We start from the raw sequence: 23831 nt of genomic DNA, 5'->3' as shown, positions 1-23831 counted from the left end.
AAGGTCTAGGCCGTCTGGCCCTGGCGCAGTTCCACGGGCAGCATTTCCCATGCGCGGATGAGTTCCCCGACCGACGCCGCCTGCATCTTCTTCATCACATTGCTGCGGTGAAGCTTGACCGTGATTTCCGAGATGCCGAGGTCGAAGGCGATCTGCTTGTTGAGGCGGCCCCGCGCCACTTCCCGCATGACCTGGCTCTCGCGCGGCGTGAGGGTCGCGAAACGATCGACGTGCTGCTGAATGATTCGAGCATGCGCGCGCTGGCTGGTGTCGCGTTCGACGCCCGCGATGACGGCATCGATCAGGGTCTGGTCCCTGACCGGCTTGGTCAGGAAGTCGATCGCGCCCGCCTTCATCGCCTGCACCGACATCGGGATATCACCATGTCCGGTCAGGAACACGATGGGCCGCGATATTCCCGCGGCACTCAGGCGCTGTTGCAGGTCGAGGCCGCTCGAACCGGGCATCCGCACATCGAGGACAAGGCAGGCGGCCCGATCGAGCAGAGGGGATTCGACCAGATCCCGCGTCGATCCGAAACCGTGCGCTTCCATCCCCACGGACAGCATCAGTTCCTCGATCGCCGTCCGCACCTCCTCATCATCGTCGACGACGAGGACGAGCGGCGTTGCGTCGGCCGGGACGGTGCTCATCTTGTTCCTCCGATATTGGCGTTCCCGGCCTTGTCCAGCGGACGCCAAGCCTGTCGTCAAACCAGTCGCTGGCGTCTCAGGGAAGGCGGCCGGCGGGCTGCCTGATATCGATAACCCGATAACGGATATGGGTTATATTGATCCGCATCAAGCCGAACAATGTCTGCCGACATGGTTGCGACGAAAGGACTGCGGCCCCACACCTGCGGAGCTGAGATCTTTACCAACCGAGCGCGACGAGCTTGCCTGCTTCCTTCAGTGCCGCTTCCGAAAAGCCGGCCGCCCGCACCCTGTCATTTTCCTCGGCAGCCGGCGATCCACCCGCCTCGCGCAGCAGGATGCAATAGCGCCGCAGCGCTTCCAGTCGCTCGTCTGCCAATTGGTTCGGGAGTGTGGTTCCGAATGCCCAGACCAGGAAGCGCGCCAGCGCACGCGGCGGCTCGATGCTGGACGGATGATCGAACAGGGAGATCGCCACGACGCCTTGCTCCAGTGCGGTCAGCGGGGCCGGTTCCGGTGCCGTCCTGCCGAAAAATGGATCGGACCGGAGCCATGAATCATAGGTCGATGCCGTCGCGACATAATCGCTGTTCGACCAATCCTGATTTTCGAGAAGCATCGAACTCTCCGTTCCATCAAGGATGTGGATCGCGTTCCTCCGATCCGGCTGGTCCGACAGCGGGGAGCATTTCCCCGCTGTCGCCGGCTTTCATCGCACGACGCCGCCGTCAGAAATCGACGGTGCGGGCGGTAAGCACATTCTCGTAAGCGGCTGCCCGCTCGGCGGCTGGCGGGTAGATCCACACCTCGTTGATCTCCTTCTTGACCGCTTTGGCATCCGCGCCGGTGATCTTGACCTGCGAATCCCATCCCCGCGTGAAGATCGCCGCGTCAGGGCCAAGGTCGAGACAGGTCACATAGACGGGCTGATCATAGGGAAGCGTCGGCTTGTCCAGCAGATCGGCCGCGGCATTATGCCCGGCGAAGGCGCCCAGGCGGCGGGCATGCTGGCAGGACATGGCGGCATAATTGCCTTCCCCGTCGGTCAGCGCCTTGGCCGTGTCCCCGGTCGCGAAGATATTGCCGGCCCCCGGCACCCGCAGATCGGGCTCCACGATGATACGGCCCAGATTGTCGCGCTCGGCCGGCAATTGCGCGGTCAGGGGCGAGGCGCGCATGCCGGCGGACCAGATCACCGTGGAGGCTTCGATCCGGTCGCCATTGCCCAGCGTCACGCCATTTTCGTCGAGCGCCGCGATGCCGACATTCATCCGGGTCTCGACGCCGAGCGCGTGCAACCGTTCCTCGATGAAGGGCCGGGGCTCGACCCCCATCGCCGGTGCCACATGCTCCGACCGGTCGACGATGATGACGCGGACATCGGCATCCTCGCCCAATATCTCGCGCAGACGCCCCGGCATTTCGGTCGCGACTTCCAGTCCGGTGAAACCGGCACCGCCGACCACGACCGTATTGCGCGCCGGAGAGGCCGGCTTTGTCGCGAGCGCGTGCAGATGGCGATCGAGCTCGACCGCTTCGGCGAGTTGCGTGGCGGCGAAGCCGAATTCGGAAAGGCCGGGGATCGGCGGCGCGAAGCCATCGCTGCCCGCCGCCAGGACCAGCCGGTCATAGGGCAGGGTCGTCGTGGAACCATCCGCCGCAACCACGCTGATCGTCGATGCGGTGCTGTCGATCGTCTCTACGCTGCCCTGATGATAGTTGATGTCGGTCGCGGCGAACAACTCGGTCAGCGGAGCGACCATCTGTTCGGGATTGCGCTCGTAGAGCCGCGGGCGGATGACCATTTCCGGCGCCGGCGAGACGACGGTGATCGCCAGCTCGTCAGGTGAAACGCCCTTTTCATGGCGCAGGCGGGACGCGCCGAGCGCCGCCATCATTCCGGCGAAGCCCGAACCGATGATCACAATATTCCTGGACATGATGACCCTCCTCATCCGTGTTGAAGGCGATGGTGATGAACAGCCGGCCATTCCGCCGGCACGAATATCCGATGCCCGCATGCGAGCATGCCAAGTGGACTGGCGAAACCAGTCGGAAAGCAGCACTGAGTTTTGTCGCCGGACGCCGCCCGCAGATTTTTCGGGCGTTCATCCGTTCGGGGTGCCGGGATGGTGGGCTTCGTTGCCGCACCGCCTCTTCACCGCAGCCGATCGGGAAATCCTCTCGACGCCTCCTTTATACGGAAGCTGCTCGGGGACTGTCGAGCATGAGGCACCCTATGCGAAGGTTCAGGATGTTCTTTCCGGGGTATAGGCGGAGCATGCTTTCAGATCCCGCCTCTCCAGCCTTGCCGCCTGGCCATCTCGGGCCGCATCGGCGGGTGAAGGTCCCCCTCATCATCGGGTTATGCTATTGAGATAATGGCCTGTTAGAATTTTTCCGAGCGGGGCATATGACGCTGGCGCGCAAGCGAACGGACTTCTGGGGAAAAGGACCGCCGTGGCGCGAAGCGGGCGCCATCTTCGCACGGGTCCGGCCGCGTGGCGAAAGCGTCATGATGTTTCGCCGATACAAGATCGCAGCGACGAGCATCGCTAAGCCCGTCACGAACATACAGGGAAATCAGATTGTACCGGATATTTCTGGCATTGATCCTCCTCACCGCTTCGCATGCCGCGCGGGCCGAGGATCAACGCATCGCGGCGACGCTGGAGCGATGGGATGCGGATTCGAAGCATGATCTGAAGGGCGTGATCGTGCTGAAGGATGGGCGCGTCGTGGCGGAGCGTTATTATGCGGGCGCCGACGCCGACACGCTTCATGATGTCCGGTCTGCGGGCAAGAGCGTGACGTCGCTGCTGTTGGGCATCGTCGTCGATCGGGGCGGAATCCGCAGCATCGACGATCCGGTGGCGCGCTATTGGCCCGAGGCGAAGGGATCGGCGATCGGCAGCGTGCCCATCCGGGATGTGCTGACGATGCGTTCCGGCCTCGCGGCCTTCGATGCCGATCCGGATTCGCCCGGTAATGAGGATCGGGTGGACGAGGCACTTGATCCCGCCGCATTCATCCTCGGCCTGCCGCGCGCGGACGCGCCCGGCACCCGCTATCGATATAATTCCGTGACCTCCACCGTGGCGGGGATCGTCACGGCAAAGGCGAGCGGCCAGCGCATGGACGAGTTCGCCGCGCAGCATCTGTTCGCGCCGCTCGGCATCAGCCGCTGGCGCTGGGAGGCGGATCGTTCGGGCTACACCAAGGGGCAGGGCAATTTGTCGCTGACGCTGCGCGGCTTCGCGGCGATCGGCGAGATGGTCCGCAATGGCGGGCGATATCGCGGCAAGCGCGTGGTGAGCCGGGCGTGGATAAGCCAGGCCCTCGCACCGCACGTCGCGATCGGCGATGTCGATCCCTATGCCGATAGCTATGGCTATTTCTGGTACGGCAAAACCCAGGGAGTGGGCGACCGACAGATCGCGGTATCGTTCGCATCGGGCAATGGCGGCAACAAGATCTACGTCGTTCCAAGGCTCGGCATGGTCGTTGCCGTCATGTCGAGCGCTTATGGCCGCGGCTATGGCCAGAAGCGCTCGGAGCAGATCCTGAAGGACATTCTCGCCGACGTCGTGGAGTGATGCCCGCCGTCATTCCGCCGGCTGCGGCGCGAACTGGCCCATGTCGAAATAATCGAGCCAGCGCGCGATCAGCCCGTCCTTCAGCTTGAAGCTGCCCATCACCGGCAGCGCGACCTTTCCGGCCGCCGTGACGAACCGGTCGACACGCTCGGTCAGCACGGTGCCGTCCGCGGCTTCCGCGATGGTCAGCATCTCGAACTCGACGCTGCTGGCATCGCCCAGGAAGCCGCGGATGAACTCCGCGATCGCCGCGCGGCCGACCACCGGCTCCATCGGGACATTGTGGTAGAAGCAGTCCTCGCTCACGAGCGCGGCGATGCGATCGGCATCGCGCGATTTCCAGGCTTCGCAAAAGGCGATCACGGTCGGGATGTTGCTCATCATAGTCTCCAATTGATCGTCACACCTGCGATACCGGAACGATGAAGGTGATGCCCTCCAACTCCGGCGCCAGCACCACCTGACAGGTCAGCCGGCTCGTCGCACGCGTATCGATGCAGCCTTCGATCATCTCGCGTTCCTGAAATCCCGGCTCGGGCAGCGTCGCGCCTGCGGGGGGATCGGCGTAGCAATGGCAGGTGGCGCAGGCCATCGCCCCGCCGCATTCGCCGAGCACGCCGGGGATCAGCGCGCGGGTGGCGCAACGCATCGCGCTCTCGCCAGGCTCGCCCTCGACAAGATGTTCCCGGCCGTCGGGATCGATGAAGCGGACCAGCACCTCACGCCTCCCCATAAGGCTGGACGATCACCGCACGCGGGCCGCGGAACACGGCGCCGACATAGTCTATGGTCTGGCCGGGCTTCAGGCGGATATTCGGGAAGCGCTGGAACACCACACGGAGCGCCGTCTCCAGTTCGCGCCGCGCGACGTGCATGCCCAAACAGAAATGGCTGCTCCGCCCGAAGGTCAGCAATTCGCGATTGTCGCGGGTCGGATCGAAGCGGCGCGGATCGGGGAAGACCTTGGGGTCGCTGTTGGCGGCGGTGATGCCGAACAACGTCCAATCCCCCTCGGCGATCCTGACGCCGCCGCACTCGACATCCGCGCTCGCTCGCCGCGGCAGAAAGGCGACGGGCGGCTGCCAGCGCAGCCCTTCGGCGACGATCGCCTCACGATCCTTGTCGCTCCCCCGCGCCATCGCACAGAGTTCGGGATCAGCCAGCAGATGCGCGAACAGGCTGCTGCCATTCTTGTAGGCGGTGTCGGACCCTGCCGGGAACAACAGCCCCAGAAAGGCCAGGATGCGCTCGTCGGAAAGCCGCTGGCCTTCATATTCCGCACCCGCCAGCAGCGACACGAAATCGCCATTGGGGTTGCGGCGGCGATCATCGATGAAGCCTTGCATATAGGCGTCGAAGTCGGCCTTGGCGCGGATCGATCCTTCCGGGTCCCACGGAAAATCTACCATCTTCAGCGCCCATTGCAGGAAGCGCGCCTCGTCATCCACCGGAATGCCGAGCAGGCGGGTGATGATCAGGAAGGGATAGGGCCGGGCGAAGGCGGCGACGAAATCCACCTCGCTCTGACCTTCCATCTGGTCGCACAGTTCGTTGGCGATCGGCTCCATCAGCGCCTCGACATAGGCGCGCACCTTCACCGGCATGAACAAGGGGTTCACCAGCCCGCGGTTCACGCGATGCTCGTCGCCGGCCATCGTCTGCAAGGTCTTGCCCTGCGACGGCTCGGAAATCTGCTTATAGCCCTCGGTCGCGTCGAAATGCTCATAATCCTCGAACGCGGCTTTCAGCAGCGCATGATCCATGATCAGCCAGACCGGCGATCCGTGATAGCGCACCGGCACCACCGGGCCATGGCTGCGCAACTCGGCGATCAGCTCGTGCAGGTTGGGCACCTCGTCATGGGCGAAGTCGATGTCGGGCATCAGCGGCGTCACGGCATTCATGCTTGGCCTGCCTCGGCTGTTGGCGTTACGCTCCGATCCATAATCTGCCGTGCGGCACCCCGCTGTCCCCATATGGGGACGATCTGCGGATCACCGTAGCGGCGCATGGAATGGAGAGGCCATGCGCGAGAATATGATCGCGGCGATCTATGACGCACCGATCGCCGAACGGCCCTGGGCGGGGCTCGCCGGGCGGGTGCGGGAGGCCTTCGAAGGCTCTGCCGCCATGTTCCAGTTCGCCCGTGCCGGCGCTCCCGATGGACGGACGCGCTTCATCTTCGATTCCGCCTGGGATGCGCATGAAAGCTGGCCGCTCTACGATAGCGTCTATCGCCACCTCGATCCGACCCGCCACCGCGCGATGGAGGTTGGCGCAGTCTATGATTTCGCCGCGATGATGCCGGCCGTGTCGGTGGGGGAGGGCGAACGCTTCCTCGCCTTCTGCCGGCGGATCGGCGCCGATCATGCGCTGTTCGCTTATCTTGGCGAGCAGCAGGGCGTCGGCGGCTGGCTCTCGATCAGCCGCGATCAGGCGCGTGGCCCCTTCGGGCCGAATGACGCGGCGGAACTTGCCGGCCTCGTCCCCCATCTCCACCGCGCGTTGGCGATCCACGCCCGGCTGGATTCGCAGCGCAATGCCGCCGCGATCCATGCCGCCGCGCTCGCCGATCTCGGCGTTGGCGTGATCCTGCTCGATCAGGCGGGCGCGATCCTTGGCACCAATGCGCTGGCCGATGCTTTGCTCGATCGCGGCACCGCGGTCGCGCGCGATGGCGATCGGCTCAAGCTGCGCGGGCAGGGCGGCGCGGCACTCCGCCGATCACTCCGCCAACCGGCCGGCGGCGCGATGCTGGTGGCGGGCGAAGCCGGTGGCAATCCACTCCATCTCCTGGTCCGTCCCTGGCAGGATGAGGAGGGCGACGGCGCTGGGCCGAATTATGTCGTCTATCTCGACAGCGCCGCCGACCAGCCGGCCTTGGGCGCAGATGCGCTCCGCCGCCGCTTCGGTCTCAGCCTTGCCGAGGCGCGAATGGCGGCTTTGCTCGTGCGCGGCCTTTCGGTCGATGCCTGCGCTGCCGCGATGGGCCTCACCCGCACCAGCGCGCGCACCTATTGCAAGCGGCTGCTCGCGCGGATGGGCGCCGAACGCCAGGCCGATCTGATCCGCATGATCCTGTCGAGCGTCGCCCGGCTGGATCGTCCGCACTGATCATTCGGCGGCTTCGGCCTCCGCGGTCGCCTGCTGGCAGACGTCGACCCATTTGGCGTTGACGAGCGCCGCCAGCCGCTCCGGCGTCAGCATCACCGAACTCGTCGTCGATCCCGCCGCCGGATAGACCTCGGCAAAATCCTTGAGCGAAAGGTCGCAATAGACCGGGATCGGCGTCGCGAGGCCGAACGGGCACACCCCGCCGACCCGATGCCCGGTCAGTTCGAACACCTCGACCGCGCCCAGCATCCGCGGCCGCCCGCCGAACGCCGCCTTGGTCTTGCGATTGTCGAGCCGCGCGTCACCCCGCGCGACGATCAGCACGACCTCGTCGTTGATGCGGACCGACAGCGTCTTGGCGATCTGCCCCGGCTCCACGCCCAAGGTCCGGGCAGCATCCGCGACGGTCGCGGTGCTCTCGCCCTGATCGATGATCGCGATGTCGGGGGCGTTGGCGGCCAGCCATGCCTTCACCGATTCCAGGCTCATTGACGTCCTCGCAATATCCGGCCTCGAGCCATGCAAGGCGCGGCCGACACTGGCAAGCCCTCAGGTGGGGAAGGCTGACTTGGGTATATGCGTGATCCGGCACGCAAGGTCCGCCTCGCCCGACGCCACGACAACATGGTCGCCCGCATCGGCGATGCCGGTCGTGAACACCACATCGCGCAGATACATCAGATGCTCGATCGGCCGGGTAAGCTCCGGGTCCGCCTCCAGCAACGGCCCTTCCCCCGTGGCGATGACGCAGGCGGGATCGTCGCGATCGAGGATCGACCAATAGGTGCGATAGATGCCGACGATCTCATGCGGCTCGACGCCATGCCACAGGGTCAGCCAGCCATCCTTTGTCAGGATCGGCGGCGCGCCGCCCCCGATCCGCGCCGTCGCGACGGTCCCCGATTGCGGGCGGATACCGGGCTTCCGATGCGGCTTCCAGTGGAGCGCATCGGGCGATGTGGCGAGGTTGATCGAAGGCCCCGCGCGCCATTCGCTGCCCGGTGGATAAGCGAAATAAAGATCGCCCAGCGGCCGCGTCTGCGCCCAATACTGCCCGCCGATCAGCCCCTCGAAGATCAGCATGTCCTTGTTCTGATGATCGAGCACGACATCTTCGAACCGCCAGTCGAGCCCGTTGTCCGAACTGTAGAGCGTGGTCGAATGGCGCTCGGGGCTGACCGAACAGGTCGTCATCAGCCAGCGGTTCCCCACCTTGCTGATCCGCGCATCCTCGACGCCATAGCATTGCAGGTCGTTCTCGGGCGCGATCGCGCGATCATAATGGACCGCCACCACCTCCAGCCCGTCCGCCGAAAGCTCCACCGGCAGCAGCCAGGACAATGAGGTCAGCGCCATCACCTTCCAGCCGCCGCCATGGAGCATGAATTTGCGCGGATCGGACGTGTCGGCCTGATCGACCGGCCAGGGATCGAGTTGATAGCGGCCATCCGACCAGCGGATTGCGTGGACGTGGCCCTCACGGATCGGCTCGCGCAGCGCCTCGGCCACGCGCACCATCATCAGCAGGTTGCCGTTGGGCAGCCGCGTCAGGCCGGGGTTGAACGCGCCCAGCACATAGGTTTCGGCATCAAGATGCCCCGCCAACGGCGACCGCGAAAGATCGACATCGCCGGGCGCGAAGATCAGGCGATCGGTTGCGAAACGGCTCATGGCGCGAGCGTGCCGCAGGCGGGCAGGGGTGGCAAGCAAGGTGCGACGCCCACCCCATTTTCCCCGTCATGCTGAACTTGTTTCAGCATCCACCGTGCGACAGGAGAGTCCCGTATGAGCTGAGAGGTGGACCCCGGAACAAGCCCGGGGTGACGAGATAGTCTACGCCGCCACCCGCTGCGCGCTACGCACCAGCCGCCCCGGCAGCGCCCCGGTCGCCACGCCGTCGCGCTGCACCGTCACGCCGTTCAGGATCGTCGCGCGATAGCCGTCAGCCGCCTGCGTCAGCCGCTTGCCGCCTTCGGGCAGATCATAAGCGATGCGCGGGCCACGCAAGGTCAGCCGGTCGAAGTCGACGATATTGATGTCCGCCCGATAGCCCGGCCGCAGTAGCCCGCGATCATTCAGCCCCACGGCCGCGGCGGGGCGGGCGGAAAGGCCGGCGATCACCTCCTCCAGCGGCAGGCGCGCACCGGCTGTCCGGTCCCGCACCCAATGCTGCAGCATGTAGGTCGGCAGGCTCGCATCGCACAGGAAGCCCAGATGCGCGCCGCCGTCGCCCAACCCGTAAACCGTGTTGGGATGGCGCAGCATCGCTTCGGCCGCCGCCAGCGATTCCCCGCCGAAATTGGTGGTTGGCAGCATCAGAACCGCGCGGCCGCCTTCCTCCAGCATCAGATCATAGGCATGTTCGGCCGGCGTCACGCCCAGCTTTGCCGCCTGTGCAGCGACATTGCTGCCGGGCGCGAATTCGTAATTCACCGGCGCGCCGAGTGGATACATCAGCTGGAACTGGCGGATGAAATCGGCGCCGATGAAATCGCCGGCATCCGGTGTCTCGCTGGTGATCGCTGCGCGGATCGCGGGATCGCGCAGCGCGGCCAGCCGCTCCTCGATCGACAGCCCCAGCAGCGACTTCCAGGTCGGCGTGTAGCTGAACGGGTGGTAGCTCAGCTCATAGCCCAACAGCATCCCCACCGGCCGGCCGCTCACCTGCGCCCGCACTTCCAGCCCGCCGGCATTGCAGCTCTCGATCCAGTCGAGCACCTCGCGCCAGCGATCGGGCGTCGCGTGGATCTGGCCCAGCGACACAGAAAGTGGCCGCCCCGCGCGCTCCACCACGCGGCGCAGCATCCCCAGTTCACGCTCGGGATCGTCGAAATCGGACACCACCTGCAGCACGCCCTTGCCGGCCGCGCCCATTGCCTCGCCGATCGCTGCCAGTTCCTCTTCGGCGGCGTCGAGCGTGTAGACGAGCGTGCCGTCGCTCGCGCGGTGGTTGATCGTCCGCGACGTGCCGAAGCCGATCGCGCCCGCTTCCATTGCCTCTTTCGCAAGCCGCGCCATCGTCGCACGATCGGCTTCGGTCGCCTGCTCGCGGTCGATCGCGCGGCGGCCCATCGCAAAGACGCGCAGCGCCGCATGGGGAAGCTGGGCGCAGACGTCGGTATCGAACTGCCGCGATCCGACGAAATCCAGATAGTCGGGGAAGCTTTCCCACGCCCAGGGCAGGCCGGCGGACAGCACGATCTGGGGCAGATCCTCGACGCCCTCCATCAGCCGGATCAGGTCTTCGCGATCCTGCGGGCGGCACGGTGCGAAGCCGATCCCGCAATTGCCCATCACCGCCGTCGTCACGCCATGCGCCGACGATGGGTTGAGCCGGTTCTCCCACGTCACCTGGCCGTCATAATGGGTGTGGATGTCGACGAAGCCGGGCGTTACGATCAGCCCCTTGGCGTCCACTTCCTCTGCCCCGCGCGGCAGGCCCTTGCCGACCGCGGCGATCCGCCCGTCCTTGATCGCGACATCGGCCTCTTGCATCGCCCCACCGCTGCCGTCGACGACGGTCCCGTTGCGGATGACGAGATCCAGGTCGGCCATGTCGCTCTCCTTTTTATGCCGTGCCGAACGCCTTCTTCAGCGCCGCCGCCGCATCGTCGACCGCCTGATCAGCTTCCGCGACGATCCCGAACATGCTGACGAAGCCGTGGAAGACGCCGGAATAGTCCGTATAGGCCGCGGGCACGCCCGCATCACGCAGGCTTTGCGCATAGTTGCGGCCTTCGTCGCGCAAAGGGTCGCATTCCGCGGTCAGCACTGTGGCGGGCGGCAGGCGCGAAAGGTCGGCCGCCCGCGCCGGCGACGCCCAGGGGTGCGCGCGATCGGCCGGGTCGCGGACATAGGCCGAGATGCAGAGTTCGGAGAAATCCTTGTCGAGGAAATAGCCCTGCGCGAACTCGCGCGCTGACGCTGTTTCGCCCACCATGTCGGTGCCGGGATAGATCAGCAGTTGATGCGCGATCGCCGGGCCGCCCTCGTCACGCGCGCGTGCCGCGACCACGGTCGCCAGCGTGGCGCCCGCGCTATCGCCGCCCACCGCCAGCCGGCTGATGTCGAGGCCATAATGCGCACCATTCGTCGCCACCCAGCGCAACGCCGCCAGCGCGTCGTCGACTGCTGCAGGGAAGACATGCTCGGGCGCCAGCCGGTAATCGACCGACACGATCGCGCATTCGGCCAGCCGCGCGAGGCGGTGGCACAGCCGGTCATGGCTTTCGATGCCGCAGGCGATGTAGCCGCCGCCATGGTAGAAAACGAGCACCGGCTCCGCGTCGCCGGCTTCCTCCCGCCGATAGATGCGCACGGGCACGCCGTCGGCATCCACATCCTGCGTGACGATCCGGTCCCCCGGATCGGCGGGCTGCACCATCTGCGCGCTATAGGCGCGGAACTCGATCGGCCCGATCGCCTTCATGTCGGGGGCGCTGGCGTTGAGATGATTGAGGATGGCGGATGAAGTGGCGTTGAGGGGCATGGGCTTCCTTCTGCTTTCTTCCGTCATGCTGAACTTGTTTCAGCATCCACTTCCCCACTTGCGCCGTTGGTCGACTTGGAGAGGTGGACCCCGGCCTACGCCGGGGTGACGATGATGTGTGGGGTGACGGGCAGCCTCAGGCCGCCCGCGCCTTGGCTTCCTTCTCGCGGAAATAAGGGATCACCGTCTCGCCCATGTGGCGGATCGTCTCCATGATCGCCTCGTGCGGAACGGTGCCCATCTGCATCAGCATCAGCACCTCGTCCGCGCCGGCCTCCTCCAGCCGTTCCAGATAGGCGATCGCGTCCTGCGGCGTGCCATAGGCATGGTCGACATTGTACATATCGGTCGCGGCCGGCGTGACGGGGATCTTGGCCTCGTTGAGGTAAGCAACCGTCATCGCCTCGGCCTGCCTGAACGCATTTTCATGCTCGGTGGCGGATGCCTCCTCGACATGGATCTCGGGCTTGCCGCCGCCGCCATACCAATGGTGGATCGCCTGCGCGAAGAAACGCTGGCCGCGCAGGCCGATCCGTCGCGCCTTTTCGCGATCGTCGCTGATGATCGTCGGGCAGCCGACGCACAGCCATTCGTTGGGGAAATAGCCGACCTGTTTGGCCGGATCGCGGCTGGCGAAGGCGTCGCGATAGAGGCGGTTCTGCCGCGCCGTATCCTCGGGCGTGTTGAAGCCGAGCACCATGCCGCCTAAGCCGCGCGACGCCGCCGTCACCAGCGATTCATCGCGCGTGCAGGCCATATACATCGGCGGGTGCGGCTGCTGGTACGGCTTGGGATGGATCGGCCGGCGCGGGATCTTGATATATTTCCCGTCATGCTCGATCTCCTCCTCGACCATGATCTTGGGGATCAGATACATGCTCTCGTCGATCATGGGCTGCAGTTCGGCGAGATCGTAGCCGAAGGTGCCGGCTTCCTGCTGGGTGCCGCCCTTGCCGACCCCGAAATTCACCCGCCCGCGCGAAAGGATGTCGAGCGTCGCCACCCGCTCCGCCACCTTCACCGGATGGTTCATCGCCGGCGGCAGGCAGATCACGCCATGGCCGATGCGGATGCGCTTGGTCTGCCCGGCGATGAAGGCGAGGAAGGTCTCGGGCGCCGACATATGGGCATATTGGGTCAGCGCGTGATGCTCGACCGCCCACACCCCGTCGAAGCCCATCTCCTCGGCATAGAGCGCCTGGTCGACCGCCCCATAGAAGGTGCGCTGTTCGGATTCGCGCGACGTATCGACCATCTGGGCTTCGAAGCAGATCGAGAATTTCATCGACTCTCTCCTGGCAATGGCTCTTTGGCCTTTCCCGATTTATAGCATGCTATAATTTGATGCCAAGTCCGCAGTCGGATATGCGGAAGCGAACAGATGCAAGGCGGGAATGGTGACGGCGAAGCGGGGGCATGCGGGGATGGAGCGGCGGCGACAGGCGATCCTCGTCGCCGCGCGCGCGATGCTGAACCGCGAGCCCTTGTCGATGCGGCGGCTGGCGGAGGCCGCCGGCGTCAGCCCGGCCACGCCCTATAATTTGTTCGGCACCAAGCGCCGGCTGTTCGTGGCGCTCTACCATGAACAGCGCGCCGGCCTGGTCGATCGACTGGCCGCCAGCCATCAACCCAATGCCTTCGCGCGGATGTTCCACGCCATCCACCTGTTCGGCCGCGAACTGGCCGAGGAGCCGGCTTTCTTCCGCGCCCTCTTCGCCACCCTCTATGCCAGCGATCCCGAAGACGAGATGGCCGATGGCGAGGATCCCGGCGCTGCCTTCTGGCGCGCGATCGTCGCGGACCTCAAGCGCGAAGGGCTGATCCGCGACACGGTGGACGTCGACGCCTTCACCGCGAACTTCGTCTATCTGATCGGCGGCGCGACGATGGATTGGGTGGAGGCGCGGATCAGCGTCGATCGCTGGGAAGTCGCGGTCGGCTACGGCCTCGCGCTCGCCTCGCTGACGGTGGCGACGCCAGGTGCGCGGGCCGATCTGGAAAGCAGGCTCGCGGCCTACGAACAACAGATCGCTACCGCGCCACCCCGTTCAGCACGATCTCGCTGATCGCATCCACCACCGCGTCGGTCGGCGTTGCGGCGCTGACGAGCATGCGGAACATGATCGATCCGATCGCGATGTCGAACAGGGCGTCCGCATCCACCTCGTCCCGCACCACACCCAGCGCCTTGCCCTTGGCGATCACGGCGCGCAGGTCGGCGCGGGCGTCGCGCTCCAGCGGGCTGTGCAGTTCGTCGCGCAACGAAGGCTCGCGCTGGTAGGAAACGATCATGCCGATCGCGGCCGCGCCGATGTCCGGCTGGCTGTAGCGTTCGTGAAGCTGGGCCACGAGCGCGCGGATCTCGGCCGCGATCCCCTCCGTTTCGATCACGTCGGGCAGATGGCCGCCGCCGCCATTGGCGATCTCGCTGGCGAGATGCGCCTTGGACGGCCAGCGGCGGTAGATGGAGACGCGCGAAATCCCCGTCGCCTGCGCGATCGCCTCGAAGCTCAAGGCCTCGAAGCCGCCGGTCGCCAGGATATGCCGCGCCGCATCGATGATTGCGGCGTCGGTATCCGGGTTGCGCGGGCGCCCCCGCGTGCGAACGGGCGTGGGATCGTTCAGGCCGCTTTCTCCTGCGCTTCTTCCTCCGCATGCTTGGCGAAGGCCTTCTGATTAGCCGTCATGATCGTATCGATAAAGCCGTCGCGCTTCTCGCGGCACCAGTCGAAGCTCTTGCGGCGCGCGGCATTGTCGCCATTGACTTCGGGCAGCACATAGCGCGCGAACATTTCCAGCGAGCGCTTGCTGTCTTCGGTGCTCGCCCAGTTCTTTTCCAGCAGCAGCAGGCAGCCGAAATCGGGCACCTTCTCCTCCAGCCGGCGGATCTGCGCGACGGCATCGTCGGGCGTGCCGACGACGATCTCCTGCCGCTCGATCAGATTCTCCAGCGTGTCGTGCGCGGGCGAATCCTTGAGCTGTTCGGACTGGTTCTTGATGTAGAGCAGATAGCGCTCATAGCCGCGGCGCACCTGGTCCATCGCCTTGTCGCGGGTGTCGGCGATATGCATCTCGGTGGCGCAGCGGATGCGCGCGGGCGACATCGTCCGTCCCAGCTTGGCGGAACTATCCTGCGCGATCTTCCAGTTGGTCGAAAGCGCGTCGAAGCCTTGATACATGGTGGAAGCGAGGCACAGCATCCCCGCATCATATTTGGCCGCGAGCTTGCCGCCATTGGGCGAGAAGGTGCTGGCGACGCAGACTTCCATGTCGCGATTATAGGGCAGCACCTGGCAATGCGCCTCGCGCAGATCGTACCAGGAGGATTTCTCCGTCACCCATTCGCCGGCGAGCAGCCGGGTGATGACGCTCAAGCCCTCGTCCAGCTTGCCGCGCGATTCGACGGCATCGAGGCCGAGCATATGCGCGTCCGATACCAGCAGGCCCGGCCCCGCGCCGAAGATCAGCCGGCCGAAGGTGAGATGGTCGAGCTGGGCGATGCGGTTCGCCGTCATCAGCGGGTTGTGATAGGGGAGCGAGACGACGCCGGTGCCGAGCTTGATGCGCTTGGTGCGCTGGGCGGCCGCCGCGATCATCAGTTCGGGCGAGGCGCTGTTCTCATAACCGCCGCTATGATGCTCGCCATACCAGAATTCCTCGAAACCCAGTTCGTCGACGAAACTTGCAAGCTGCAGGTCGCGCTCGAAGGTGAGCGTCGGATTCTCATCGAGCGGGTGGAAGGGCGCGAGGAAAACACCGGCCCGAAGCTTCACATTGCGCATCGTCTCTCCTTTCGACTCGTCGGTCGCTTGGGGGAACGATATTATTTACGTTACACACTGTAAATATAATTTGCAGCGTGCCCGGTGATGTGGAATCTTCCTCCATCAGAGACTCCGAACGGAGCGAGCGAGGAGAGAGCCCTTGAAGGCAGCGAACTATATCGATCCGGGCCAGATCGAGATGCGCGGCGATGCCACGCGGCCCGTGCCGGCGGCAGGCGAAGTGCTCGTGGCGGTTGAAGCCTGCGGCATCTGCGGCTCCGATCTCCATATGTATCGCAACGACAGCTACCGCGATCGCCTCGCCCGCAAGACGCCTGAAGGTTATGAGGTGCCCGGCCACGAATTTGCCGGCCGCATCGCCGAACTGGGCGAAGGCGTCACCGGCTGGGAAGTGGGCGAGCGCGTCGTCGGCGTTACCGGCCTCGGCGGCGGCATGGCCGATTATGTCACCGTGCCGGTCAATCCCTATCAGCTTGTTCGCGTCCCCGAAGGCGTGAGCTTCGTCGAAGCCGCGACGACCGAGCCGATGGCCGATGGTCTGCAGATGGTCCGCAAGGCCGCGATCCAGCGGCAAGAGAATGTCGTCGTCTTCGGTGTCGGCATTATCGGCCTGGGCGTCATCCAGGCGATCCGCGCGCAGGGGATCGAGGCTGGCCGCATCGTCGCCATCGACGTCCAGCAAGCGCGGCTCGAAAAGGCGCTGGAGATCGGCGCGACCGACGTGGTGAATGCGCGCGACGGCGATGTCTTCGCCGCCGTCGCTGCTATCTGCGGCACGGAGGAAGGCTATCGCGGCATTTCCGCCAACGTGCCCGTCATCTTCGATTGCGCGGGCTATATCGCCCATATGTCCGGCCCGCCGCCGCTCGAAACCGCGCTCCGGCTGGTGTCGCTTACCGGCGGGCGGATCATCTGCTTCGGCGGTTTCGAAGGGGCGATGACGATCGACATGGGGCCGATCATCCAGAAGGAACCGGTCATCATGGGTTCCAACGGCTATGCGCCCGAGGAACTGGTGCAGGCGCTGGATCTGATGCGAACGGGCAAGGTCGATCGCAGGACGCTCATCTCCCACCGCTTCCCGCTCGCCGAAATCTCCGACGCGTTCGAGATGCAGTGCCAGCCGCAAGCGGTGAAGGTGGTGCTCGATATTCGCGATCAGGTCGCGGCATGAGGCGCATCGTCACCGAAAACGGCCCCGACGGCCGGTCGCGGCTGCTGCTCGCCGAGGAGGTGATGCCCTTCCAGAAAATATGGGAATCGGACGCGTCGGCATGGCTGGGCGGCGATCCCGCGGCGGACGGTGAAACCCTCGATTTCCGCCCCGACAGCCTGTCCGCCCGCCTGATCGAGATCCCGCCCGATACGGTGATGGCCGAATATCTGGCGCAGGGTGTGCCCGGCCTCGACGCCAAAGGCTTCCATCGCACCGGCACGCTGGATTACGTCATCCTGCTCGAAGGCCGGCTGGTGCTGGAACTGGACGACGGCAAGGTCGAGGTCCGCCCCGGTGACGTGGTGGTTCAGCGCGACACCAATCATGCCTGGCGCAACCCGGAAGAAAGCCCGGCGCGCTGCCTCTGCATCATCTCCTGCCCCGCGGAGACGGCGGCGTGACCGGTGGCGACGCGCGGTTCCTGGGGCCGCGCATGGTGGCGATCGCCTTCATCGCGCAGAGCCTCGCCATCGGCTCGACCTATGGTGCCTTCGGGCCGCTGGTCGCCGAATTCGAAAGTCATTTCGGCATGTCGCGGACGATGGTCTCGCTGCCGCTGTCGCTGGTCGTGCTGGCCACGGGACTGCTGTCTCCGGTGATCGGCGCCTTTGTCGGCCGCTTCACCATCCGTCGCACGATGATGCTGGGGGCGACGCTGCTGACCTTCGGCTATGCCGCGCTCGCGCAGGCGACGACGGCGATGCAGGTGCTCGCCATCTATGGCCTTATCATCGGCCCCGGCGTGGCGATGATGGGGATGCTGCCCAACGCGACCCTGGTGTCGCACTGGTATGCCGAACGGCAGGGGCGGATGATCGGCATGGTCAATATGCCATTGATGGTGATGGCGGTTCCGCTCGCCGTGCCGCAGCTTCTACCGGTGCTGGGTTTCCATGGCGTGCTGCTGGCGCTGGCGGCGATCCATGCCTTCGCACTGCCCGTCCTGTGGTTTGTGGTCGATCGGCCCGAAGCCGTAGGCCAACGGCCTTTTGGCGAAGCCGCGCCGCTGGCCGTCAGCGGCGATGCCACACCGTCGCGCCCGATCCCGATGTTGCGCCTGCTCGCCATTCCCGCTTTCCTGCTGATCGTGCTGGGATCTGCGCTCGCGGTGGGTGCGGGTGTCACCAAGTCCGTCCATCTCGTCCCCCTGGTCACCGAACGCGGCTGGAGCCTGGAGCAGGCGGCCTTGCTCGCCTCCATTTCCGGCGGCACCGGTATCTTCGGGTCGTTGCTGTTCGGCTGGCTTGCCGATCGCTGGGGCGGCAACGCGGCTCTGATCGCCAATTGCCTGATCCAGGGGCTCGTCTGGATGATCCTGATCCTGCCGGTGGGTTTCGGCGTGCTCGTCATTGATGCGGTGGTGATCGGCATATGCGGGGGCGGCTTCATCGCGGCCAAGGCGGCGCTGGTGAACCAGTGGTTCGGCCGCCAGTCCTTCGCCCAGGTGATGGGGCTGTCGGGGTTGCTGACAGTGCCTTTCCTGTTCGGCATGTCGCCCTTCGCGGGGTGGCTACGCGATCTGACCGGCGATTACCGGCTGGCGGTGGCGACGCATATCGCGGGCTTCGCGATTGCGGTGCTGTCTTTTGCGCTTGCGGCATGGATGCTGCGCCGCCGCCCGCAGCTCGGCGATCCGTTAACGAAGGCGGCATGAAACCGCCACATGGCCGCCTCAATCATGGTTAATAGGGTTCGCGTCCGATGAGTCCGTCGGATAATTTTACGAATTCCTAACCATGCTGCGCGTATTAACCATTCGCAGCCGCGGAAAATCAGGATTTCGGAAAATGGCACGCCCATTGCTTGTGCTTGGGTGCCTGGCCTGGCGTCGTGGGGACGAAGGCTTTTGAAGGGGTGTAGTGATGGTGCGTAAATTTCTGTTGGGCCTCGCGGCCGCGACCTTGATGTCTGGTGCGGCGAATGCGGCGCTCCTTGTCAACGGCAGCTTCGAACTGGGTAACCCGCAGCCGGGCTCGGGTGGTTTCTCGACTCACGGCGCTGGCGATACCTCCATCACCGGCTGGACCGTCCACAGCGGCTCGGTCGACTGGATCAACAACTATTGGGATGCCTATGACGGCACCCACAGCATCGATCTCGCCGGCAACGAGCCGGGCTCGATCGAGCAGACCTTCGCCACGGTTGCTGGTCAGGTCTACACCGTCACCTATTTCCTGTCGGGCAACCCCGATGGCGGCGACATTGCCAAGCAGGGCCTCGTTGCGGCGATCAACGGCTCGGTGATCGCCAGCGACACGATCCTCGGCATCAAGGCGCCGGCGCGTGACGACATGCAGTATCTGGAAAACATGTTCCAGTTCACCGCGACCGGCACGTCGACCACGCTGCGCTTCTCGTCGAACTCGGGCGAAGGCGCTTACGGTCCGGTGCTCGACATGGTTTCGATCTCGCCGGTTCCGGAGCCCGCTACCTGGGCGATGATGCTGGTCGGTTTCGGTGTCGTCGGTGCCTCGATGCGCCGCCGCGTCGCCATTCGTCCGGCCCAGCTCGCTTAAGCTGACCGAACCTACTGAAACGGGGATGCCGTCGATCGCAGGATCGGCGGCATCCTTGTTTTTGGGGCGGATCAGGCCGCGAGTGATGCGGCGAAATCGGCGATGAACTTCTCCAGCCGTCCGGCGACCACCTCGTCGACAAGCTCGCCTTCCGCGTCGAACGCCTTGCCCGCGCCCGACACCAGCAGCCGCCCGCCGGACCAGTGGCACGCGCCTAACGTGTGGAGCACCGGCAGCCAGCCATTCTGCGCCAGAATCGTGCCGAAGCCGCCGGGCGACGCGCCGATGATCGCGACCGGCTTGCCCGCGAATATGCGGGCGGCGTCCGCGGGCGGGCGCGACAGCCAGTCGATCGCATTCTTGAACACGCCGGGAATGCCATTGTTATATTCGGGCGTCGCCAGCAGCAGCCCGTCGGCGGCGGCAATCCGGTCCTTCAGCTCCGCCACCGCTGCCGGTATCCCCTCGGCCGCCTCCACGTCATAGTCGTAAAGCGGAATGCCGTGGATCGTGCCGATGTCCAGCTCCACGCCCGCCGGCAGCCGCTTCGCCGCCGCGCGCAGCAGCCCCGCATTGTAGGAATGGCGGCGGAGACTTCCCGACACCGCGACGATCTTGACCATGGCACTCCCTTTCACTTCGATTCCCAGCCGCCGCCCAGCGCCTTGTAGAGTGCGGTTGCGGCTAGAAGCTCGGCGGCGCGGGCCTCGATCGCCAGCGCTTCCGCCGCGCTATAGGCCGATTGGGCGTCGAGCAGTACCAGCAGATCATCCTCGCCCGCACGATAGCGTTGCCGCGCCAGGGTCAGCGCCTCGGCGGCGCGGTCGCGCGCGGCTTCGCGGTCGGCGCGGGTCGATTGCGTCGCGGCATAGCGGTTGAGCGCGCCTTCGCTATCGGCGAGCGCGCCGAGCACGGCCTTCTCGTAGCGCGCCGCCGCGGCGTCCGCCCGTGCATCGGCGGCGCGGATCTGCGCGCGGATCGTGCCGCCCGAAAAGATCGGCCAATGCAGGCTCGGCCCCACCGAAAAGCGCGTGCTGCCACTCGACGCAAGATCATCGCCCGATCGCGCCTGCTGGCCGATCGACCCGATCAAGGCGATCCGCGGGAACAGATCGGCGGTCGCAACGCCGACGTCCGCAGTCGCCGCGGCGAGCCTGCGTTCGGCCTCGCGAATGTCCGGCCGGCGCTGCAACAGCTCCGATCGCAGGCCCGCCGCGATCCGTTCGGGGCTGCGCGGCATCGTGCCGGGCGCCAGCAATTCGCTCGCCAGTGCCTCGGGCGGCTGGCCGGTCAGCACCGCCAGCCGATAGGCCGCGCCCCGCGCATCCGCATCGAAGCGCGCGATCGCCGCCTGCGCACCCTGCGCCTGCGCGTCGGCGCGGACGAAATCGAAGCGCGCGGATTCCCCGGCGCGATAACGCTGCTCGGTCAGCTTCGCGATCCCGCCCCGCGCCTCCGCATCCGCCCGTGCGCTCGCCGCCCGCTCCTGGGCATTGCGCAGGTCGATATAGCTGCGCACGACCTCCGCCACGACCTGCAGCGCCGCTTCCTGCCGCGCCGCTTCCGCCGCATCCGCCCGCGCGTCCGCCGCCTCGACCATGCGGTCATTGTAGCCCCACAGGTCCACCTCCCAACTCGCGTCGAAGCCCAGATCGAACAATCCGAAACTCCGGTCGAAACCGGGGATGTTGCCGAGCGGAATCTGCCCGTTCTCGCTCAACTGGTTGAGCGTCGCCGATCCCGCCGCATCCACCTGCGGCAGCCGGCGCCCCGCCGCCGCATCGCGATTTGCGCGCGCCTCGCGCAGCCGGGCGTCGGCTTCGCGCAGGTCGAGATTGCGCGCCACCGCCGCCTCGACCAGCCGGGTCAGCACCGGATCGTCGAGCCGCTGCCACCAGGCCGTGTCGATCGGCTGGGTATCCGCCGCCTCGATCCATTTGCCGGCGTCACCCGCAACCACAGGCCGCTGATGCTCCGGCCCGACGGTGCAGGCGGCGAGCGCGAGGATCGGGAGGGACAGGAGAAGAAAACGCATCAAAGTCACTCCATCCTGGCGCGGAACAGCAAAGTCGCGGCGGTCAGCGTCACCGCGGCGATCGCCATCAGCGGCCAGGTATTGGCAAGAATGTCGCGCGCCGGCATCGCCTTCAGGAAGACGCCTTCGCTGACGATCAGGAAATGCTTGGGCGGGTTGAGCTGGGCGATCACCTGCAGCCAGCCCGGCATATTGTCGATCGGGCTCGCATAGCCCGACAGCAGGATCGCCGGCACCGTCGTCAGGAACATGCCGAGAAATGCCTGCTGCTGCGTCTGCGAGAGAGAGGAGATCAGCATCCCCACCCCGATCAGCGACAGGAGATAGAAGCTCAAGGCGATGTAGAAGAGCGGCACCGATCCGGTCAGCGGCACGCCGAACAATGTCGGGATCAGCAAGGTATAGAGGATTGCGTTGGCGAGCCCGATCAGGAAGGGCGGCACCATCTTGCCGATCAATATCTCATGCAGCCTGAGCGGCGAGACCATCAACTGGTCGAACGTGCCCAACTCGCGTTCGCGCGCCACCGATTGCGCGGTGACCGACATGGCCGATACCGCGCCGATGATCACGATCAGCGACGGCATGGTGAACCACAGATAATCGAGATTGGGGTTGAACCAGTGGGTCGTGATCGACCGCCCCGCGGCCTTGGCCATTTGCGGGCGGATCGTCGCGCCAAGATCATTGGCGATGCGGCCGAGATAGGATGCGACGATCTGCGAGGCGTTGGACCGACGCCCGTCGAGGATCACCTGGATCGTGCCGGGCCGCCCGGCGGCGATGTCGGTACTGAACCGGTCGTCGATCGCCACCGCCGCGATCACCTTGCGATTGTCGATCGCGTCGCGCAGTTCCGCGGGCGAATGTATGGGCACGATGCTGCGGATGTTCGGGCTGCCCGCCAGCCGCATCGTGAATTCCTGCGCCCAGACGCCGCCGTCGCGGTCGTAAAGCGCCACGTCGACATTCTTCACTTCCAGCGTCGTCGCGAAGCCGAAGACGAACAATTGCAGCAGCGGCGGCACCACCAGCACCAGCCGTGCATGCGGATCGCGCAGCACCGCCCATAATTCCTTGACGATCATCGCCCATAGCCGGGTCAGCGCCGCCTGGTCCATCAGGCGATCCTCCGCCGCGTCGATCGGAAGGCGAGCGTGAAGAACAAAGCGCCGAAGCCCAGCATCACGGCGATGTTGGGCAGGAACAGCCCCCACAGGTCGCCCGCCACAAACACCGTCTGCAGGGGCGGGATCAGATAGCGCGCCGGCACCGCATAGGTGATCACCTGGATGATCTTCGGCATGGACGAGATTTCGAACAGAAAGCCCGAAAGCAGCATCGCCGGCAGGAAGGCGGTCAGCAGCGCCACCTGGCTCGCGACGAACTGGTTCTTGGTCGCGGCCGAGATCAGCAGCCCCTGGCCGAGCGCGGGGATAAGGAAGGCGGACGCGATGCACAGCAAGGCCAGCGGCGATCCGCGGAACGGCACGCCGAAGGCGAAGATCGCCAGCAAGGTGCAAAGCGTCATCGATCCCAGGCCGAGCAGGAAATAGGGGATCACCTTGGTCGCCAGGAACTCGCTTATGCCGATGGGCGTCGCCATGATCGCCTCCATCGTGCCGCGCTCCCACTCGCGCGCGACGACCAGGGCGGTCAGCAAGGTGCCGATCATCGTCATCACGATCGCGATCGCGCCGGGGACGAGGAAGTAACGGCTCGCCAGTTCGGGGTTGAACCAGTAGCGCGTGGCAAGCTGGACGGGCGGCGCGATCGCACGGCCGCCCTCCTGCATCCGGCCCGCCTGCCAGGTCGCCCGCACGCCTTCGGCATAAGCGGCGACGAAATTGGCGGTATTGGGCAGCGATCCGTCGGTGATGACCTGGATCTCGCCGCCACGCCCTTCGGAGATCCGCCGGCTGAAATCCTGCGGGATGACGATGACGCCACGTATGTCGCCACCGATCAGCGCGCGGCGCGCCTCCTGCACGGCGGGGGCTTCCTTCACCTCGAACCAGCGCGATTGGCGGAACGCCAGCGCCAGATCGAGCGCCGGCGCCCCGGCATCCTCCACCACCAGCCCGACGCGGGTTCGCGTCGTATCCAGCGACACGCCATAGCCGAACAGGAACAGCAGCAGCAGCGGCAGCAGGAAGGCGATCAGAAAAGTCGATGGATCGCGCAGGATCTGCAGCGATTCCTTCACCAGCATGGCGCGGAAGCGCTGGCGGTTGAAGGCGCTCATGCCTCGCCTCCGCTCCACCCACCGCTCCCGTTTGTGTCGAGCGAAGTCGAGACACAGCCCCAATCGCCGCGCCAGCATGTCTCGACTTCGCTCGACACGAACGGAGGAAGGGGACGGATCACCGTTCGCGGGCCTTCACCTTCGCCCACCCATTCTGTTTGTGTCGAGCGCAGTCGAGACAC

At 65.7% G+C, this 23831-nt stretch carries 23 protein-coding genes and 1 pseudogene; 7 read left to right on the top strand and 17 right to left on the bottom strand.

All coding sequences use genetic code 11. The annotated features are described in order from the left end of the window. Positions 1-5: 5 nt before the first annotated feature. From ACFB49_RS15125 to ACFB49_RS15115, 3 genes are all read right to left on the bottom strand, one after another. Complete coding sequence (locus ACFB49_RS15125; protein ID WP_380872073.1) at positions 6-653, bottom strand: response regulator transcription factor; 648 nt, start codon at positions 651-653, stop codon at positions 6-8. A 220-nt stretch (positions 654-873) separates the two neighbouring features. Then, positions 874-1272, bottom strand: a complete 399-nt coding sequence (locus ACFB49_RS15120; protein WP_380872072.1) for a hypothetical protein — start codon at positions 1270-1272, stop codon at positions 874-876. Positions 1273-1381: 109 nt separating this feature from the next. After that, positions 1382-2593 carry an NAD(P)/FAD-dependent oxidoreductase gene (locus ACFB49_RS15115; RefSeq protein ID WP_380872071.1) on the bottom strand — a complete coding sequence of 404 codons (1212 nt, stop codon included), beginning with the start codon at positions 2591-2593 and terminating at the stop codon, positions 1382-1384. A gap of 648 nt (positions 2594-3241) precedes the next feature. On the opposite strand from ACFB49_RS15115, the gene ACFB49_RS15110 reads away from it, so the two are divergent. Continuing rightward, complete coding sequence (locus tag ACFB49_RS15110) at positions 3242-4249, top strand: serine hydrolase domain-containing protein (RefSeq protein ID WP_380872070.1); 1008 nt, start codon at positions 3242-3244, stop codon at positions 4247-4249. 9 nt (positions 4250-4258) lie between these two features. On the opposite strand, the gene ACFB49_RS15105 is transcribed toward ACFB49_RS15110, so the two are convergent. From ACFB49_RS15105 to ACFB49_RS15095, 3 genes are read right to left on the bottom strand one after another with little or no spacing between them, the layout of a single operon-like run. Beyond that, complete coding sequence (locus ACFB49_RS15105; RefSeq protein ID WP_380872069.1) at positions 4259-4630, bottom strand: limonene-1,2-epoxide hydrolase family protein; 372 nt, start codon at positions 4628-4630, stop codon at positions 4259-4261. A 19-nt stretch (positions 4631-4649) separates the two neighbouring features. Further along, positions 4650-4967, bottom strand: a complete 318-nt coding sequence (locus tag ACFB49_RS15100) for a hypothetical protein (RefSeq protein WP_380872068.1) — start codon at positions 4965-4967, stop codon at positions 4650-4652. Position 4968: 1 nt separating this feature from the next. Beyond that, the gene (locus ACFB49_RS15095; protein WP_380872067.1) at positions 4969-6153 is read right to left on the bottom strand and encodes a cytochrome P450; all 1185 of its coding nucleotides are present in this window, start codon (positions 6151-6153) and stop codon (positions 4969-4971) included. A 121-nt stretch (positions 6154-6274) separates the two neighbouring features. Here ACFB49_RS15095 and ACFB49_RS15090 point away from each other — a divergent pair, with 121 nt between their 5' ends. Beyond that, the gene (locus ACFB49_RS15090) at positions 6275-7363 is read left to right on the top strand and encodes a helix-turn-helix transcriptional regulator (RefSeq protein WP_380872066.1); all 1089 of its coding nucleotides are present in this window, start codon (positions 6275-6277) and stop codon (positions 7361-7363) included. Here the strand turns inward: ACFB49_RS15090 and ACFB49_RS15085 are convergent, their stop codons facing one another. From ACFB49_RS15085 to ACFB49_RS15065, 5 genes and pseudogenes are all read right to left on the bottom strand, one after another. Further along, positions 7364-7852, bottom strand: a complete 489-nt coding sequence (locus tag ACFB49_RS15085) for a YbaK/EbsC family protein (RefSeq protein WP_380872065.1) — start codon at positions 7850-7852, stop codon at positions 7364-7366. A gap of 60 nt (positions 7853-7912) precedes the next feature. After that, positions 7913-9034: a glycosidase gene (locus ACFB49_RS15080; RefSeq protein WP_380872063.1), complete on the bottom strand. Its 1122-nt coding sequence runs from the start codon at positions 9032-9034 to the stop codon at positions 7913-7915. A gap of 162 nt (positions 9035-9196) precedes the next feature. Beyond that, positions 9197-10921, bottom strand: a pseudogene (locus ACFB49_RS15075) (amidohydrolase family protein); the annotation flags it as partial. A 10-nt stretch (positions 10922-10931) separates the two neighbouring features. Next, positions 10932-11852: an alpha/beta hydrolase gene (locus ACFB49_RS15070; protein WP_380872062.1), complete on the bottom strand. Its 921-nt coding sequence runs from the start codon at positions 11850-11852 to the stop codon at positions 10932-10934. 136 nt (positions 11853-11988) lie between these two features. After that, positions 11989-13137, bottom strand: a complete 1149-nt coding sequence (locus ACFB49_RS15065) for an LLM class flavin-dependent oxidoreductase (RefSeq protein ID WP_380872061.1) — start codon at positions 13135-13137, stop codon at positions 11989-11991. Between the two features lie 112 nt (positions 13138-13249). Here ACFB49_RS15065 and ACFB49_RS15060 point away from each other — a divergent pair, with 112 nt between their 5' ends. Continuing rightward, entirely contained in the window at positions 13250-13918 is a 669-nt protein-coding gene (locus tag ACFB49_RS15060; protein ID WP_380872060.1) for a TetR/AcrR family transcriptional regulator, read from the top strand. On the opposite strand, the gene ACFB49_RS15055 is transcribed toward ACFB49_RS15060, so the two are convergent. After that, positions 13884-14477, bottom strand: coding sequence for a TetR/AcrR family transcriptional regulator (locus ACFB49_RS15055; protein ID WP_380879976.1), 594 nt, complete (start codon positions 14475-14477; stop codon positions 13884-13886). The genes ACFB49_RS15060 and ACFB49_RS15055 overlap by 35 nt on opposite strands. Beyond that, entirely contained in the window at positions 14474-15634 is a 1161-nt protein-coding gene (locus ACFB49_RS15050; protein WP_380872059.1) for an LLM class flavin-dependent oxidoreductase, read from the bottom strand. The genes ACFB49_RS15055 and ACFB49_RS15050 overlap by 4 nt, the downstream gene beginning before the upstream one ends. A gap of 142 nt (positions 15635-15776) precedes the next feature. Between ACFB49_RS15050 and ACFB49_RS15045 the strand changes: the two genes are divergently transcribed. The 4 genes from ACFB49_RS15045 to ACFB49_RS15030 all read left to right on the top strand — a co-directional run bounded on the left by ACFB49_RS15045 (position 15777) and on the right by ACFB49_RS15030 (position 19369). Further along, positions 15777-16811 carry a zinc-binding dehydrogenase gene (locus tag ACFB49_RS15045; protein ID WP_380872058.1) on the top strand — a complete coding sequence of 345 codons (1035 nt, stop codon included), beginning with the start codon at positions 15777-15779 and terminating at the stop codon, positions 16809-16811. Further along, positions 16808-17254, top strand: coding sequence for a cupin domain-containing protein (locus ACFB49_RS15040; protein WP_380872056.1), 447 nt, complete (start codon positions 16808-16810; stop codon positions 17252-17254). The genes ACFB49_RS15045 and ACFB49_RS15040 overlap by 4 nt, the downstream gene beginning before the upstream one ends. Then, a complete protein-coding gene (locus tag ACFB49_RS15035; protein ID WP_380872055.1) occupies positions 17251-18507 on the top strand; it encodes an MFS transporter in 1257 nt (418 codons plus the stop codon). Before ACFB49_RS15040 ends, ACFB49_RS15035 begins: the two co-directional genes overlap by 4 nt. 208 nt (positions 18508-18715) lie before the next feature. Beyond that, positions 18716-19369, top strand: a complete 654-nt coding sequence (locus ACFB49_RS15030) for a choice-of-anchor C family protein (RefSeq protein WP_380872054.1) — start codon at positions 18716-18718, stop codon at positions 19367-19369. Positions 19370-19440: 71 nt separating this feature from the next. Here the strand turns inward: ACFB49_RS15030 and ACFB49_RS15025 are convergent, their stop codons facing one another. From ACFB49_RS15025 to ACFB49_RS15010, 4 genes are read right to left on the bottom strand one after another with little or no spacing between them, the layout of a single operon-like run. Next, positions 19441-19992 (bottom strand): NADPH-dependent FMN reductase, encoded by a 552-nt coding sequence (locus ACFB49_RS15025; RefSeq protein WP_380872053.1) that lies wholly within the window; start codon positions 19990-19992, stop codon positions 19441-19443. An 11-nt stretch (positions 19993-20003) separates the two neighbouring features. Next, positions 20004-21404 carry an efflux transporter outer membrane subunit gene (locus ACFB49_RS15020; protein WP_380872051.1) on the bottom strand — a complete coding sequence of 467 codons (1401 nt, stop codon included), beginning with the start codon at positions 21402-21404 and terminating at the stop codon, positions 20004-20006. A gap of 5 nt (positions 21405-21409) precedes the next feature. After that, positions 21410-22525 (bottom strand): ABC transporter permease, encoded by a 1116-nt coding sequence (locus tag ACFB49_RS15015; RefSeq protein WP_380872049.1) that lies wholly within the window; start codon positions 22523-22525, stop codon positions 21410-21412. Further along, positions 22525-23649, bottom strand: a complete 1125-nt coding sequence (locus ACFB49_RS15010; RefSeq protein ID WP_380872047.1) for an ABC transporter permease — start codon at positions 23647-23649, stop codon at positions 22525-22527. Before ACFB49_RS15010 ends, ACFB49_RS15015 begins: the two co-directional genes overlap by 1 nt. Positions 23650-23831: the final 182 nt, after the last annotated feature.

Origin of the sequence: Sphingomonas sp. DBB INV C78 (assembly GCF_042693015.1) — a bacterium.
Classification (GTDB): domain Bacteria; phylum Pseudomonadota; class Alphaproteobacteria; order Sphingomonadales; family Sphingomonadaceae; genus Sphingomonas_E.
Note: the sequence above shows the minus strand (reverse complement) of the source record. Positions and strands in the feature narration are given on the sequence as shown.